Raw genomic sequence first — 15,708 nt, forward strand, 5'->3', positions numbered from 1 at the left:
AACAGCGTACTATGTCCTTTTTAATCTAAATAGAAAACTTTATAAGTTACTGACAAATTAAGATTACATAAAACATTATGCTATAGCGATAAATATTTCGATCTTTCCATTTGGGTCGTATTTTTCAAAATCATATGTGTAAGTCCTCTTTAGCTCTCCTGATTCTTCAAGCTTCCATATCTTCTTCCAGGTATTTATAACCCCCAGTTCATCTTTAAGGTCAACTTGAAATTGTTCATAATTTATGTCATCCGGTATATTTAAAGTGGTCTCGCTATTGTTGCTATCATCTGCAATAGCTATACTTAAGGTGTAATCCCCTTTGTAATTACTGCTATATTTGTGATATACACCATATGTAGCAACCTTATCTTTCGGAAAATGAATGGAGGCTTCTCTCCATATTCTTTGTATTTTGTCCTCTAAATAAATGTCGTTAAAATTATTAGTGCGAATGCTTTTAAGAATCTTTAATTTCAAGTGCTTCCATCCTTTCTAAATCATTTTACAAGTACGTAGATTAAAGCAAGAATACCTTGTAACATTACTGAAATCTCAGTAAGAAAACGATTATTAATGAGTGACTTTATTAGATTTTCTTTGTTGTTAGAAAACATAAAAAGATTCCCTCCCTAATTATTCTTGCATAAAATTACTGTATTTACTTTATATTACCTTACGAATTGTGCTGTATCCAGATGAATATATATAACTGTTTGTTATAAAAACCTAAATAGTAAGGATAAAAAAATTTGTTTTACCTGTTTACTGCTTATGGCAGATAGAAGTTAAATAACTACATTATTCCGTTAGGAATAAAAGGTAGACTTTACGCGAACAAAATAGCAAAATGTGTCTACTGGCAATGCATATTATTGTAATTTAATAGGTTATTTTCTCCTTTTTTATCCATAAACAGTAATTTCGGTCTTACTTTGTTTATTCCATTTATGTATAATAGTGGTAGTTTCAGAAAACTAAATTAATAGATAAAAAGAGGGGAATTTATGAAGAAACTCGCACTAACAGTTGGAGCAACAGTCATTCTTGGATTTTCTACAATTAGTTTTGGCGCACAAGCAAGTGCTGCAACAGTCTCAACATCTACGGAAAAACAAGTAAGTACTAATTATGATCCGCTAGGCAAAAAATATGGCACGAAAGAAGGAACTAGCAACCCTGCACTTCAAGTAGAAAACGAACAAGATGGCGACAACATTATGGTTACACCTATAATTACAAAGGTATCTGATAGCATTAATCCAGATGCCGGAGGATATACTACAATGGCATCTGGTTGGCAAAAGTTAGGTACTTCTACCTTTAAACAGAGATCAAAAACTTTTTACTCTGGTGGTGGAAGAATAAAGATTAAAATAGTGCGACCGGATCTTGGACCAGGCTTTAATTGGCTATTTTACCTAAAAGAAGATGACGGTGGTGTAGGCGATGATCTAGTTTCTAAGTTTACACTAAACAATGGCCCAGGAACTTACATACTAGAGTTTCCTGTAAGTGGTGATGTTGATGGAGCTAACAAAAAAGCAGAACTGTATTTAACAAAAGTTGGAACTTCATCTGCTAGTGTAACTACAACTTGGTGGGATTAATTATTAATAGCAAAAAGCCTTTAAGGATTACCTTAAAGGCTTTTCTGCAACCTAATTCAATTTCTCGCCGTTTTTACTGTAAATTACTACTTTGTATGATTTTCCGTTTAGTTTTTCTTTTACATTTTTTAATTCTATTAATTGGTTTACTTCTTTTGCTATGCTTTGTGCTAGAGCCTTGGATGAAGAATCTGAAGCACTAACAGACGTTTTGATATTAAATGTTAGCGGATCTTCAACATAACCTACTTCTGTAACTTTGTATTCTTTTTTGGAAAGAAGACCCTCTCCAATTTTAGATGTAATATCGCCACCGACATCGTTTTGTTTTTTTATAATTATTGGCGTAGAGTTAGTAATGTGTACTTTATATTCGCTGTGGTCTACCTTACTTAAAGCTTCTTTAACTGCCGTGTTTGCTAAATCTTTGTGGTCATCATAGTAGGAAATATCACCTTTTAAATCAACAAAAACTTCTTTCCCAAATGGATCAACTTCTATTGTGTTGAAATTATATTTTTTCTGGGCCATTTCTTTTGAAACTGCTTCTGCTATCACTTTTTTATCTTTTTGTTGTTGCTCAGTTAATCCTGGGTTTTTCAGCTCCTTATATTTTGTCAGTTTAATGCTATAGCTGTCGTAACCTTTTGCTTGTAATATTTGTTGTACCTCATCTTTTACATCCGCTTTAACAGCATTGAAGTATTGGTCGTTTCCCATAATGTTAATTTCCATTTCTTTTGATGGAAGATAAGTTGCAGATACACTATTAATTTTGTATCCCTTTTTATCAAGATCGTTCATAACTACACCGGTTAGATCACTTGATTGGAAGACAGCGCCTAGATAAGGAATTTTAGAAGCCATACTCCCTATCGGAGCAAAAACAAAAGCTGAACCAATAAAAATTGAGAAAAATAAGATTGCTGCTGCAGATACATAAATAGCTAATCTATTCTTTGGAGTTTTTATTTTTTGTTTTTTTCCTTTGTTTATAGCCTCTTGTATTGCTGTATCTAATTTACCTTGAGGAACTTCTATTTTATCGATTTCATTTTTTAAAACGCTAGGTGTATCTTGTTTCATTTCGCATACTCCTTCCCTAAGTCGAGCTTCAGTTTTTGCATTGCTCTGTGTATATGGGTTTTGACTGTACCTTCTGGGCATTCAAGCGTTTCACCAATTTGCTTAATAGTAAAATCTTTATAAAAACGAAGTATGATTGTTGTTTTGTAAGGTTCTTCTAACCGTTTTACTGCTTCTAACACATCAATTCTGTCGTCCATCCTGTCATTTTCAGCATTGTTTAGTCTGTCTATTTCGTTTGATAAAACAATTTTTTTCTTGTTTTTCAAAAAATTAAGAGCTGTATTTATCAGTATTCGCGTAATCCACGTTGAAAAGTACTCTTCCTTAACCAAAGTATCCCTATTTATAAAAGCCTTGTAGACAGCATCCTGAACAATATCTAGGGCATCCGTCTCGTTTTTTACGTATAAGAAAGCGATGCGGTATAATTGTTGCTTTTCTTTCTCAAGTAACTCTTCAAATGCTTTCTCATCCCTCTGTTTTTTTGCTTTTCTGTAAAAAGACATTTTCTCCCTCCGTTCATATATACATTAGACAATCCAACGGTTAAAAACGTTTCAATAAATTTAATTTTTTTATGTATTTTTGAAAAAATGTTAAAAAGATGTTTGTATGTTTATTTTAACAAGAAATAAAAAGGTATGTACAAGAGAGATTAAGTAGCCAGTGTAGAATTTCACAGCAAACCATTGCTTATAAAATAAAACCACAAAAAAGAGCCTACAACTTAATGTAATGACTCCTCTTACACATTTTCTTTTTTAGAAAGCATCTCAATTATAATACTCAATATTAAAGTAAAGATGGTAGCTAGAAAAAAAGTACTGATCCACGCTATGCTTGTTAAGATTGCAAAACCTCTTACAAAAAGCAAACAAAACATTACAGCTAACAAGCTCAAAGCTGAAAATAGCAAATTAACAATTAGGTTATACGGTTTTGTCGGAAATTGTTTTTTTATAAAATAAGAAATGAGCATTTCTAATACAAAGATGGTTAGACCTATCTCAATGAAAAATTCCACTTTTACCCCTCTTTAGTTCTTTTTCTTTTCTCTTGAATTTTTTTATCAACAAAGTAAACAAGTCCTACTGCAATTAAATAAACTAAAATAATAACGTAATGAGCTATTAATTGCCTATAATTATTTTTTAAAAGGTTCCATATCGTAGAAACTATTATCCAGACCGTAGGATATATAATAAATAAAGACTTAAATTTATCACTCAGTATAAACACCGCCTTCATTTTTCCATTTTGTAAAAACATCCTAATAATTATAGTTGCTTTCTTTATAGGTTTTCAGCACACGAAATTTAATAAAAGCGTTATTAAGTACAACTACTTTTAATAGTGTCTCTTAAAAATGAACAATACTTATTCCTGCTATACCATTGCCAATTATCAAGAAAAATGTAAACACTAGAATTAATCCGTTAGTTAAAACGCCCAATACTCCATAAGTCCATCTTTTAGAAATTAACGCAAATATGATACCTAATAGCGAAAGGAATCCTAATATGTAGATTGTTGTTGTCAAATTTACATTGGGTCCTCTGGTTGCAAAAAAATAAATAACATTTACTAAAACCATTGCTATAGATAAAAGACCAAACTTGTTCATATGAGTAGAACCTCCTGTAATCGCCATAATGGTTATTTATAACAATAATATCATAATTCACCATATTTGATGTGCATAATCTCACAAAAGGGTCCTATAAAATTTAAAGGAACTCATAGAAAAGAGCGGCAATAAAATACCGCCGCTTTTCAAACGAGAGAATGGTTGCTACTTGGTCTTTCTTAGATCATTAAGTTCAATTTCAGTTATGCGGGTGCTTAATAATATAAGTTCGTCTTCGACATATCCTATTAAACCTTTAGCGGCTTCAAGTTTAGCTTCATTTTGCACTTTCAGGTTTAATATTTTAAATATTTTTTTCAAATTATACCCTCTTTTTTAAACATATTTAGAGAAGTATTGACCTTAATGTTCTTCATTATTTAGTACGAATACAGTAAAAAGGAAGTCAATGTTTCCATACTAACAATTGCTTATAATGCTTGCCCATCTGTAATATATTCCATATTAAACACAATTTTAAAAACTTGTTTATTTAAACATTAATACTTTTTTAAATCATTGCTTATACAGATCCTTTATCATTTTGTTAAAGGCTAAATAATTTCTTCTTGAAATATATTATGGTGAACTGTAGCTTTGTACACCCTATAGTAAGAAAAGGAGAAAAGATGTTAGATAAAATAACCTTGCCTCAAGCTTTATTTTTATTGTTTTTTGTTTTGCTGGTTGGAATTGTTTTAAAGATCTGTCACATCCCAATGTATGGGCTTATGCAGTGGAATTTTCTATTTTCCATTGAGTAGTGTTATAAGGGGTTTTTATTTTTTATGAAATAAAGTTGCTCTAAAATGCTGAAGGCTGCTCCCCAGGAAGGAAACAGCCTTTTTTGACAGCATATTTTTGCTTTTTCTATAATATGGGTATGTATGACTAGATATCCACTAAAAAGTAAGGATTAGTCATACAGTTGACTTAATAATAATATCAAAACTTTGAAAGATTTACTAGCCTTTTGTCACATATATAACAACCAGCCCCTGCTATTGTGCTAGTAGCAAGGGCTATTTGTTTTGTATATGACGTATTTTTAAAATAAATCTAGAGATAGCTGGGTGGTTTCATATTCGCTTTCAACAGAAGTTTCTAGAACTTCGTTTTTATCAGGGGTTTGTTTTATATTTTTATTGTCATTAAAATGCGTGTCGTAGTCAATTAACCCAAATTCAAAGGCTTTCTCTCGTATTTGTGAAGCGTATGTCCTAAATTTATAGCTATTGAACTCCCTTGCAATATAAGAGCAAGTCTTTTTCTCTAAAGCCTTTTCTAGCCACGCCTTATTTTCATATGAGAATTGGAGGTTTTCCGCTTGCATATATGCTATTAATCGATAGCTTCTTATTCGAGATCCTGAAATTTCTTCTATTTCTTCTGTCATTTCGGAAATACTCATTTTAAAATGATTTTCATTAACATATTCTCGCCACTGCTTTTCAAGAATATCATAGTTAATTACTTCCACAGGGCTATTAGTATGTAAATTAAGATGGCATTGCTCACATAGCGTTATTAAATTTTCTATATCATTAAGTCTACTATCCGCTACGCATATTTCTATAAATTTTTCCTTATCTTCTTCTATTTGAATGTTTAGCTCAGGATGCTCGCTTCTAATTTCTTCAATTATTTCTGCAAAGGCTCTTTTATGATGAACGTGTTTTGTGCCTGCTCGAACTCCGCAATTTTGACAGGTGTAATTATCTAGCCTCATTCTTTTTTCAGAAACGGCTGCCAAACGATTTCTAATAGCATTCCTAATAGGCGCTACGCCACCCTTCCAGAGACCGTGTTGTTCTCCCCTTCTTCCGTACTTTTCCTTTCTTTCTTCTAGGGTATAGTCTTGCATTGAAGTTCTTGTCTCTATCTCATAGTGCTTTAAACGCTTTCCAATTAATGTGCTACTGCACTCGGCTATATCAGCTATATCTCTTATTGAAAGCCGTTGGTTAGTATAGTGTTCTATAAGAAACTCTTCATTAACATTTGGGAATTCTTTAAAATCGGTTGTTTCTTCTTTTTCAATACCGAACTTTAAAAGGTATCTTACAATGGCGTCTGTGCTGCAATTAGCAGCTTTAGCAACTCCCTTTATAGTTAAATCTTGTTTTATGTAGTGTTCAACTAAAAATTCTTTAGTAACGTGAGGAATGTTGCTCCCTTTTGAATTTTTTATTTCAATTTGAAATAGGTGTAGCCTCCTTAAAATGATGCTGTGCGAACATTTAGCTAATTTCGCTACCGCCCTTACAGATAGATTATCGTCAACATAGTGTTTAATAAGAAACTCCTTATTAACGTGTAAGTGTTTTTTTATTTCTTGCATAACTGTTCCCCCTTATACAAAGTTAATTATTGCACATTTATAGGGACTAATCAGCTTAGAGATTCACAACAGAGAAATATATTACAAATAAATGGTTTAAATTGGTATAATTAACACTTAAGTATTTCTGTAAATAAATATAAATTTCATTAAGGGAGAAAGGTGGGAACCTACTTGGGTCCAGAACAACAGTTGATTTTTTTAGGAGGATTGTTTGTTGGCATTGCTTTTTTTATAATTGTTTACCTTATTTTTAAACAATCTATTAGAGATTCTGGGCTAGCCACAATAGTACTAGGAGCTATTGGCATATTCTTTTGTTTACCTTTTGGGTTTACAGGAATGGCATATAGCTTTGGTGCGGCCGGTATAATTGCAGCTGGAGTTATAACTTTTTTTGTTGGTTTAGCCAGCACTAAACAAGTGAACCGTAAGTAGAAAGAAGAAGATTATGAAAGATATAGTAAAAGCAATTTTGTTTGGGTTTATAGCAATGTGCGTTATTGGATTAGGTTTTGCAGGCTATTACGTATATGAAGTTTTTCTCAAGGAGACTCCTGTATTAACAGATGTGTCTGATGATCAAAAAGCAAGTATTAAAATTGTACAGACTGGGGAACCCTCCTTTTTTGGACCAACTTCGATTAAAGCTTACTACCAAAAAGATAATGGTTATCAGGAGTCAAAAACTGGAACTCTTTATAACGATGGTGGACCCGCTACTTCAAATGATTTTTCAATCAAGTGGCAAGACGAAGATAATGTAACCATTACACTTAATAGTGAAAATGGATCTACTTTAGATGAAATTACCTTTAAGTAATTCACAAAAAAGCAAAAGTCTTTTATGTTTTAAGCTAAAGACTTTTGCTTTTAACGTTTGGGTTTTAATCTAATCGCTGTTATCCTAAATTGGAAATAGAAAAGTATTGAAAAGATAATAGAAGGTGATGAACCTTTGTTTTTTACACTCTGTTATTTCAATCTGTTATAATTCGTCTTGCAAATACATACCAAGGAGTTTCTAATTATGACACTTGATGAATTAAAGCAATATCTACTGCCATTAGCACATACGGGGAAATTAACATTAGAGATAACAGATTCAGAAGATGGTGGGAAGAAAATTTCGGCTATTGATAAAGACATTAATGAAGTAGAAATAGACGGTGGAAAAAGGTTACTGGATTCTAGCACAACAATAGGCTGTTTTTACACTTCAACCCATAATGTAGACGGTGTACAACGAATTAGTTTCATTGAGCATAACTATAATGCTATTACAGCTGCTAACCATAAGGATATTGTACACCTCTGTAACTTAATAAATACCCCTATTATGTTTAACTAAATACTACAAAAACGACTGTTTTCGCAACAGTCGTTTTTGTATGGATAGCGTTATTTTATTTAATCATAAAAAATTTAAAGTCTCTTAGTCAATAAATTCTAATTTATCCTTTGTATATTTAAGCATACCGCTATGTATTTAGCTTGGCTTGATATGTGTTATTTCTACACCAGTTTAATTCCTCTTCCTAAATCTTTAATTATAGTTTTTACACGTTTTAGGAATAACTGTTTGTGCCTTCTTGTAACAGGTTTACCGTCATCTGTTATCTCTTTTTGTTCAATTAATGCTTTTACCATAGATTCTTCTAAACCAATACTGAGGTTATCCCCTTGATCAACCTCTTTCTTCGTTAGAATTACCTCTAAAACATTTCTCAAAATAAACTTTTCTTCTACTGTTAACAACCTATCATTAAAATAAAGTTGGTTTGCTAAAAGAAGTTTTATAATGCCGTCATTAGGAAGTTTTAGCGTGTGTCTTGCTGTTGGTTTAAATTTTATGACATTGCTCGCTTCTTTCATTGCATACAAGCTCCTTTCAAGAAATGATATGGGGCTTTTCCTCTAAAGAAATTACATTTATAATATGATCTTCGCATACAAATTGATAGTGCACAAGAGGTGACTCAGGGTGAATTTCTTCAGCGTAAGTCATTGACCTTATATAATTCAAGTAATTGGATTCCTTATAAATTCTAATTAGTTTTCCACTGAAAATTTCTTTCTCATCCACGCGATCAAATTGTTCTGCTATTACTTCAAAGGCAACATAACTTTCAAATAATATTTTTCTTGTTATTGTTTTTTCTTTAGAGCTTGGCGAATCCATAAACTCTAAAGTAATTTCTAATTCAAGTGGACCAAACTCTTTTATGTCAATTAAGAATAGAAAATTATCAAATGGCATTAAGTCCCTAAATTTCATAATTTGTTACCTCTCATATATAGTAGTTATTGTCTTAAGTATCCCTTTTGAAAGCCGCTAACTATAAAGGTATTATACATCGGCGCCACATAATAAATATACTAATTGAATTAAATAACACAAAAAAGTCATTATGTTGCAGGGGCATAATGTGTGGTATCACTTTTCTTATTTATAAGTGTTAGAGGTGGAACAAGTTTTTTGTAAAAGTGACGTGAAAAATTTCTATATAAAATTGACTTAAATCCTAAACAGCAAGCTTATTATCAGTAACCTTTTATAAAATCCCTTTTAATAGACAAAAAAGAACACTTATTAACTAAGCAATTCTTTTTCTATTACTCGATATTCACTTAACCATTTAAAAGAAAAAATTAATTAGCTTAAGACCAACCTGGAAGCCAATTATGGCCGCTGCTACACTTAAAACAATAAGTAGTCCTTTTCTAAGAGCTTTTCTATTTTTATTTTCTTTCTCCGTCCTAGTTATTATTAAATCCACTTTTTTATCTATTTCGATTGGATGTTCATCTGTATTCATAAAATCTCCTTCTTATGCAACTTATATAGAGTTGCCCTTTAAAAAAGTGTCTAATTAAAAGCTCCAACCCTTATTGCATTCTCAGTATATATTTTATTTTAAAACAGTGAAAAATTCCATATATGTAACAAATATACTAAAGGCACCCATTTGTTAAAGTGCTTTCTAGCTTATTTTGGAGTACTGAACTAATATGTTTTGCTTTCTAACTTTCTTTTGCGCTAATGTATAAATGTAAGAAGAATTCCTAAAAGCATTAAATGCGGGCAAAGTAATTCTGAGTTCACTTGTTGCTTCTACAACCGCTGCAACAAAATCAGGATCTCTTTCAGTAGCTAACTTAATTTTTGCGAACTCTTCTAAACAATCGCTTGATAGGTCATAAAGAAAAGTAGCGTTTTTTATAATATCTCTATACTTACTATTACGATTTTTATACCAATTTTTAAAATAAAACAATGCCTCGTCAATTGTAGGCGTAGTTTCTATAAGTTGTTCAATAGTTGTGTTTTCTAAGTTTCTCAATTAATATTCTCCTTTACTTCTTCCTTCTTTGTAGTTTACAGATTTGGTGAGCAGAAGTGGAAAAAAGATATTATAATTGATAGAAAAGATGGTTTTTGTACATAAAGATGTTTTTGAAACTTAATTCAATGAAAAACGAGGTGATTTAATAATGGATAAAGACTTTAAAAAATACATTAAGTGTATGGAGTTTATAGAAGCTCACCCAGAATTACGTGGTAGATATGAGGTTTATGTTAAGAATCAAGCCGAAAAAGAGCAATTGCATAAAGCTGAACAAAGAATATATGAGGCCTCTTATCAAAAGGCTTTGAATGCAGAGAATGGCGAAAAAGTTAATGAAGTAAAGAAACGATTTGTTGAGCACTTCGAAGCTCAAGGTTTGACTAAAGATCAAATAAAAGAGCAATATGGAGATATAATAGGTGATTACATTTAATCCTTTTATTTTTAACGAAACAAAACAAGCTGCGCATTTTAAGCGCAGCTTGTTTTGTCTTCTAGAGTTTCAAGTAAACATACAAAGTTGGAAGAAAGTTTAACAGCAACCATCCTAAAACCTATTTTAACCTTACTTTCTGAACTTTATACAATGACCTTTTCAAGCATTTAGCCAAAAATGTCACTAATCTTAAATGAATACTCATCTGGCAATTTATCTGCCCTTCTTGAAAGTTCTGCTCTATAACTACTTCTGCCTTTGATTGTAATAGAATCTTTTTTTAAATTAAGGCTACCAAAGCTATAAGGGCACCAAAACAAGTTAATATCGTCTATTTTCGCTGTTTTAACGATACCAGAAGCAAGATCCGTAACCCTTAAAACAAATGGAGCATTTATTAAGTGCGATTGTGGTACTTTATAAATAACTTCAGCTAAATACTTGCTGTTTCGCTTTGAGAAATAAGTTAGTTCAAGATCAGTTCCCTCTTCTTCTACTCTTTTAATAACAGCCTCTATTTTGCTCTTATCTAAGTGTTCAAAGTCAGCAATGTATCTCAGCGCTTCTGCTATGCTATTTAACATCATTTTTGATTTAGTGGTCGTATCACTCGTTATATATTTTTTAGTATCTAAAATAGCAAATGTATCTTTTCCACGGTCATTTGGAGCACTTTCTTGTTTTGCTTCTACCATTGTATCCGCTAGACGTATAAAAATGTGGTTATAACCAGGTAGCATTACTTCCGCTTTTCTAAGAAGATTGCTAAATATCTCTGTGTATATAAAGGAAAAGTCCGGTTCTGTTTCATCAATCGGGCTTGATACGTTAACCGTTATTAAAGGTTTTGTTAGCGGCCTTGGATTTAGTGCTGCTCTTTCAATTAAAAGGTCAACCATCTTAGCCCAGTTATACTGCTTTGTTTGTTTTTGGTACGCTGAGTATGCTTTTAACTCATTTACAGTAGTTGGAGCACTTTTAATAGCATTTTGTAAATCGCTTAAAATTTTATGTTCATTAAAATCAAGCTCAGTTTTTAGCGTAATTGTCTTAACCATTAAAATAGCCTCTTCTATTTTATGTAAACCGGTTGAAAAATCATCAATATTCAACTTGGTATCTTTTCTAAAATGACCTTCTAGTTCAATCTCCGCAATATCGTCATATAACACGCGTTTTCTGTATTTCTTTTTTGAAGTTGGATTATTTATAAAGCGAACTAAAATGCATTCAAACGTACTGCCGTAAAACTCTCCTATTAAGTGTTCATTTAGAAAAGTTTCCAATAATTCTAGAGAGACTTGCTTCTCTTCTTTTGTTCTAAAATCTTTGTATTCAATAAGAAATCTCATAAGAATCTCCCTTTTTTATAGTATAATTTTACTATAGCTCATAACTAAACATATATCTATTGTGCAATTGTACACACGTAAAAAATCCTTCAAAGTAGAAAAGAGGAATGGCTTATGGAAGAAGGTTTTAAAAAATACATTGAGTGTATGGAGTATATCCAATCGCATCCTGAATATAAAGATGAATACGAAGCTTATTTCAAAAACGTTACCGATGAAGCAAACAGATTATATACGGCAAGAGAAGAAGGAAAACAAGAAGCAAGAGACGAAACTAGAAAAAACCTAGTCACCATATTGCTTGAAGAAGGTTATTCTCCTACATATATAGAAAAAGAGTTTGATTATGATCCTATCCCTTATATTGAGTCCCTATATAATATATCTTTAAACCAAAAGAAGGAATAGCATATGGAGAAAGGCTTTAAGAAATATATTCAATTACACCCAGAATACAAAGATAGATATGAAGCTTATTTTAAAAATGTTACCGACGAAACAAATAGGTTATATACCGTTGAACGTGAAGGTGAGCGTGAAGGATATTTAAAGAGAATACAAAAAGCGGAACTAAAAATTGTTAAGAATTGTCTAAATCACGGATTGACGGTTAAACAAATTGAAGAAATGGTTGGTTTTGATTCAAGGCCATACATAGACTAAAAAACAATCCCTCTGCCTATTTAGACAAAGGGATTGTTTTACTCATAAGAACTAAGTATAGTCACTTCGGAGAACTATAAGAACCTCACTACTGGTTCTTTGCAATTGTTACCTTATTATTGCTTTTTCATACACGATTAAGGACCAAATATTAAAGTTCCTAAAATCATATAAGCAAAAGGAACTAAAAACAAAATGGAACATAAAATTATTCCCCATAAACATAATCTATCTTTTTTAGTTGTATACCCGAAAATAGATGGAACAACTGCTATCGGAGCTAAAAACGCAGGAGCCAAGATTGGCATACCTTCTAACTCACCAAAAAGATTACCTCCGTCAACTACTTCCGTAAAGAAATTTACAATGAGTAAAGTATTGATTACGAAATAGATAATAGAAATGCTTCCTTGGATTTTGGTTAGAGTAGTGCTTCGATTGTTGTTGTTATTGTTTTTGTTAGTGCTAATACTAGTACTTATTACTCTCCCCTCCTTACTACGATAAAATGACTGTTATTTAGACTATTTGGCGTTAGTCAATGTCTTCTGTTACGTATAGAAAAGACAAATTAATCATACAACTATATGGATTTTATTGTAAAGGTATAATTTATCATTTAAAGAAAAAAGAGCAAACTTCCTTATACAGTTTGCTCTTTTTATAATTTATTTTACCCAAAAGAATTAGTTCTGTTCTATAATAACAAGGCATTAGGACTTAGATATTTCTTAAATATGGATATAACGGTGAATATAACCACGTATTAGTGTATAATATTTACTGTTGTAAATAGAGTTTGAAGGAGATTTTAGAAAAGATGAATTTTCGGAGAGAAGAACAGATTAGAGACAATGCTATTAATGACGCACAAAACTCTAATGGATGGGCTAGCAACAGGCCATCTGATTATGAGGGAAGAATGATCTACGATAGAGCATTTGAGGATGCTCAGGAGGCCAATCGAAGCGACGAAGAGATAGACGCTGAGGTTGCAGAAGAAATGGAAATGCACGACGCTAACGCCAAGGGAGTAATGTTTATTGCTATGGCAATAGGTTTGTTGTTCTTTTCAATACTTGCTCAAGGGGCACTTGTAGGATATTCAGTCAACTATACACCTTTTGTAATCATCGGTTTTATACTAACAGGTGTATTTATGTATATGGCGAATGGTTCGAACGCATTTTTAAACGGCCTTTTCTATGTAGGTTGCTTTGCAATTGCTACTCGTTTCTTTGCAGTAATAGTTGAATATTATGAAGGTGTTCCCTACGTAAATTACATAATGGCAGATACTACGCACTTAGGCGATCTTATTAAATATACGTTCTTTTATTTTGTATATATTTGCCTGGTTCCTTATGGATTAATGAAACTAGTTACTATGATGGTAAGAGAATTTAAGACTCCTAAACAACAAGAAAAAAAGTTAAATATATAAGCTAAAAAGCAGAGGAATCCCCTCCTCTGCTTTTTTTATGCTGTTTTTAATGTATTAGCTCCCCCTATTCTCTTGTATCCTTTACGCCCTCTAGCGAATATATAGAAATTTTTTATCTTTATTTTTTCCCTAATGAAAAATTCGATATATACTCTCTGAGAGTATTAAGAACTATCGATTTCACAAATATGGATATAGCGGTGAATATTATCATTATTTCCTGTATAATATTTTCGTTATAAATAAATTTTAAAGGAGCCTATTAGGAAATTATGAAAGCTTACGAAAAAGAGAGTATTAGAAGAGACGCAGAACAAGATGCTGCTAATGGGAATTATAGTCACCAACCTTCGGCCTTTATGAATTATAAAGCTCGTGATATTTATGACGAAGCTCATAGGAAAAGCGTAGAGTTAAATGGATATGGAGGTCAGGATCCTTTTCATAATGTAGAAGATGCTGACAGAAACATCAAAATTGTTCTTATAGGAGTTGGAATTCTAGCCGCTATATTAATTGCTGTACTTATAGCAGCAGTGATTATAGTAACACAAGAAGAAATTGTTGTGTATGCGGTAAAATTTCAATACTACGTATATGTAGCAGCCGCTTTAACAACATTACTTATGTATTTTGTAGGTAAAGGTGCTAATAAATCTTTAAATATTCTTTTCTACATAGGGATTGGTGCAGTGGCTTCTCGCTTTTTTGCGGTAATTGTAGAAATGCGAGAAGGCGTTACATATATTAACTACGTAAAAGCATACACTAATGGATTTTGGTATTTAGCAAAATATACACTTCTTTATTTTGGATATATTGCTGTAATTGTTGGAATAATGATGTTAATTACACTCTTAATTCGAAAAAATAAGAGCTCTTAAATCATAGAGACAAATTAAATACATACATAGTAAAAAGCAAAAGATTAGTCTTTTGCTTTTTTTTATTTTTCTAATCTCTTCCCCTTCTTCTCTTTTATGTTTTTTTGACAATTTATTTTTTTAGTATATAATTGGTTGTGCATAAAAAAATATACATAACTAGTAACAACAAAGGTTCCACTATTTAGAAGAGATTTTTAATCGCTTATTATTTTGCTTTTAACGCGCATTCTTTTTTACATTTTCAGCAGAACTTTGTTTCATTAAGTTCTGCTTTTTGTTTTGGGTATTAAAGTACATATGATTCGGTTGTATTGTTGGTTGTTAGTTGGAGAAAGTTGGAGAAGGAAATGAACAAATTAGCAAAAGGATTATTAGTAACAGCTTTAGCAACATCAGTCTTAGGAGTAGCAGCTTGTGGAAATCAAGATAGCAGCAGCAAAACTGAAGACACTAAACAAGCATCTACTAAAGAAAATGCTACAAAAAAACCAGTAAGTAAGTACCCTTTCCCTAGTGATATCAAAGAGTCTGGAGACGCTAAAATTGTTTTAACTTCAGATTCAGGTTCTTCTGAGAACGGAAACGTACCAGTAGTATTTGCTTCAAGTGATGACATTTTAATTCAACTTGGATTAGACGCTTATGACTTTGACGGTGGTAAACAATCATTCATCTATGTTGATAAAATTTTCTCTAACACTGAGCAATTTGGTGAAGAAACATCTACTTCTGTAGAACTTGACCAAGAAATGGGACACTTAAAACCAGGTGTTCACACAGTTTCTATCGTTCAATTTGAAAACGATGATCCTAAAAAAGGCGCTGTAACAGTTTATACTCAAGCTAAATATGAAATTAAAGAGAAGAAGTAAAAAGACACACAATGGCTAACTGCCCTAAATAATAGCG

The 15,708-nt window shown here is 31.8% G+C and carries 21 protein-coding genes; 10 read left to right on the forward strand and 11 right to left on the reverse strand.

Annotated elements, in window-relative coordinates; translation table 11 throughout:
* Window positions 1-75 precede the first annotated feature (75 nt).
* Window positions 76-480 carry a GyrI-like domain-containing protein gene (locus WKH56_RS08680; protein ID WP_342835306.1) on the reverse strand — a complete coding sequence of 135 codons (405 nt, stop codon included), beginning with the start codon at window positions 478-480 and terminating at the stop codon, window positions 76-78.
* Between the two features lie 527 nt (window positions 481-1,007).
* Between WKH56_RS08680 and WKH56_RS08685 the strand changes: the two genes are divergently transcribed.
* A complete protein-coding gene (locus WKH56_RS08685; RefSeq protein WP_316911209.1) occupies window positions 1,008-1,610 on the forward strand; it encodes a hypothetical protein in 603 nt (200 codons plus the stop codon).
* 51 nt (window positions 1,611-1,661) lie between these two features.
* On the opposite strand, the gene WKH56_RS08690 is transcribed toward WKH56_RS08685, so the two are convergent.
* From WKH56_RS08690 to WKH56_RS08710, 5 genes are all read right to left on the reverse strand, one after another.
* Entirely contained in the window at window positions 1,662-2,696 is a 1,035-nt protein-coding gene (locus WKH56_RS08690) for a DUF4030 domain-containing protein (RefSeq protein WP_342835307.1), read from the reverse strand.
* Window positions 2,693-3,205 (reverse strand): sigma-70 family RNA polymerase sigma factor, encoded by a 513-nt coding sequence (locus WKH56_RS08695; protein ID WP_316911207.1) that lies wholly within the window; start codon window positions 3,203-3,205, stop codon window positions 2,693-2,695. The genes WKH56_RS08690 and WKH56_RS08695 overlap by 4 nt, the downstream gene beginning before the upstream one ends.
* An 854-nt stretch (window positions 3,206-4,059) precedes the next feature.
* On the reverse strand, window positions 4,060-4,323 hold the full coding sequence (locus tag WKH56_RS08700; protein ID WP_342835308.1) for a hypothetical protein: 264 nt from the start codon (window positions 4,321-4,323) through the stop codon (window positions 4,060-4,062).
* Window positions 4,324-4,491: 168 nt separating this feature from the next.
* Complete coding sequence (locus WKH56_RS08705; protein ID WP_342835309.1) at window positions 4,492-4,647, reverse strand: hypothetical protein; 156 nt, start codon at window positions 4,645-4,647, stop codon at window positions 4,492-4,494.
* Between the two features lie 727 nt (window positions 4,648-5,374).
* Window positions 5,375-6,667 (reverse strand): hypothetical protein, encoded by a 1,293-nt coding sequence (locus WKH56_RS08710; protein WP_342835310.1) that lies wholly within the window; start codon window positions 6,665-6,667, stop codon window positions 5,375-5,377.
* A 174-nt stretch (window positions 6,668-6,841) separates the two neighbouring features.
* Between WKH56_RS08710 and WKH56_RS08715 the strand changes: the two genes are divergently transcribed.
* The 3 genes from WKH56_RS08715 (at window position 6,842) to WKH56_RS08725 (ending at window position 8,018) form a co-directional block, all read left to right on the forward strand.
* Complete coding sequence (locus WKH56_RS08715) at window positions 6,842-7,105, forward strand: hypothetical protein (RefSeq protein WP_342835311.1); 264 nt, start codon at window positions 6,842-6,844, stop codon at window positions 7,103-7,105.
* Window positions 7,106-7,118: 13 nt separating this feature from the next.
* The gene (locus WKH56_RS08720) at window positions 7,119-7,490 is read left to right on the forward strand and encodes a hypothetical protein (protein ID WP_342835312.1); all 372 of its coding nucleotides are present in this window, start codon (window positions 7,119-7,121) and stop codon (window positions 7,488-7,490) included.
* Window positions 7,491-7,697: 207 nt separating this feature from the next.
* Entirely contained in the window at window positions 7,698-8,018 is a 321-nt protein-coding gene (locus WKH56_RS08725; protein ID WP_342835313.1) for a hypothetical protein, read from the forward strand.
* 164 nt (window positions 8,019-8,182) lie between these two features.
* On the opposite strand, the gene WKH56_RS08730 is transcribed toward WKH56_RS08725, so the two are convergent.
* The 4 genes from WKH56_RS08730 to WKH56_RS08745 all read right to left on the reverse strand — a co-directional run bounded on the left by WKH56_RS08730 (window position 8,183) and on the right by WKH56_RS08745 (window position 10,011).
* Window positions 8,183-8,542 (reverse strand): hypothetical protein, encoded by a 360-nt coding sequence (locus WKH56_RS08730; RefSeq protein ID WP_342835314.1) that lies wholly within the window; start codon window positions 8,540-8,542, stop codon window positions 8,183-8,185.
* 16 nt (window positions 8,543-8,558) lie between these two features.
* Window positions 8,559-8,945 carry a hypothetical protein gene (locus tag WKH56_RS08735; RefSeq protein ID WP_342835315.1) on the reverse strand — a complete coding sequence of 129 codons (387 nt, stop codon included), beginning with the start codon at window positions 8,943-8,945 and terminating at the stop codon, window positions 8,559-8,561.
* 361 nt (window positions 8,946-9,306) lie between these two features.
* The gene (locus tag WKH56_RS08740) at window positions 9,307-9,486 is read right to left on the reverse strand and encodes a hypothetical protein (RefSeq protein ID WP_316911199.1); all 180 of its coding nucleotides are present in this window, start codon (window positions 9,484-9,486) and stop codon (window positions 9,307-9,309) included.
* Window positions 9,487-9,651: 165 nt separating this feature from the next.
* Window positions 9,652-10,011, reverse strand: a complete 360-nt coding sequence (locus WKH56_RS08745; RefSeq protein ID WP_316911198.1) for a hypothetical protein — start codon at window positions 10,009-10,011, stop codon at window positions 9,652-9,654.
* Window positions 10,012-10,162: 151 nt separating this feature from the next.
* On the opposite strand from WKH56_RS08745, the gene WKH56_RS08750 reads away from it, so the two are divergent.
* Entirely contained in the window at window positions 10,163-10,450 is a 288-nt protein-coding gene (locus tag WKH56_RS08750) for a hypothetical protein (protein WP_316911197.1), read from the forward strand.
* A gap of 170 nt (window positions 10,451-10,620) precedes the next feature.
* Here the strand turns inward: WKH56_RS08750 and WKH56_RS08755 are convergent, their stop codons facing one another.
* The gene (locus WKH56_RS08755; RefSeq protein ID WP_342835316.1) at window positions 10,621-11,805 is read right to left on the reverse strand and encodes a hypothetical protein; all 1,185 of its coding nucleotides are present in this window, start codon (window positions 11,803-11,805) and stop codon (window positions 10,621-10,623) included.
* 114 nt (window positions 11,806-11,919) lie between these two features.
* On the opposite strand from WKH56_RS08755, the gene WKH56_RS08760 reads away from it, so the two are divergent.
* From WKH56_RS08760 to WKH56_RS08780, 5 genes are all read left to right on the forward strand, one after another.
* Entirely contained in the window at window positions 11,920-12,213 is a 294-nt protein-coding gene (locus WKH56_RS08760) for a hypothetical protein (RefSeq protein WP_342835317.1), read from the forward strand.
* A 3-nt stretch (window positions 12,214-12,216) separates the two neighbouring features.
* Window positions 12,217-12,468 (forward strand): hypothetical protein, encoded by a 252-nt coding sequence (locus WKH56_RS08765; RefSeq protein WP_342835318.1) that lies wholly within the window; start codon window positions 12,217-12,219, stop codon window positions 12,466-12,468.
* 799 nt (window positions 12,469-13,267) lie between these two features.
* On the forward strand, window positions 13,268-13,912 hold the full coding sequence (locus WKH56_RS08770) for a hypothetical protein (protein ID WP_342835319.1): 645 nt from the start codon (window positions 13,268-13,270) through the stop codon (window positions 13,910-13,912).
* Between the two features lie 272 nt (window positions 13,913-14,184).
* The gene (locus WKH56_RS08775) at window positions 14,185-14,796 is read left to right on the forward strand and encodes a hypothetical protein (RefSeq protein ID WP_316911191.1); all 612 of its coding nucleotides are present in this window, start codon (window positions 14,185-14,187) and stop codon (window positions 14,794-14,796) included.
* Window positions 14,797-15,146: 350 nt separating this feature from the next.
* On the forward strand, window positions 15,147-15,671 hold the full coding sequence (locus WKH56_RS08780) for a hypothetical protein (RefSeq protein WP_342835320.1): 525 nt from the start codon (window positions 15,147-15,149) through the stop codon (window positions 15,669-15,671).
* Window positions 15,672-15,708 lie beyond the last annotated feature (37 nt).

The sequence above is a fragment of the Priestia sp. SB1 genome (assembly GCF_038898415.1).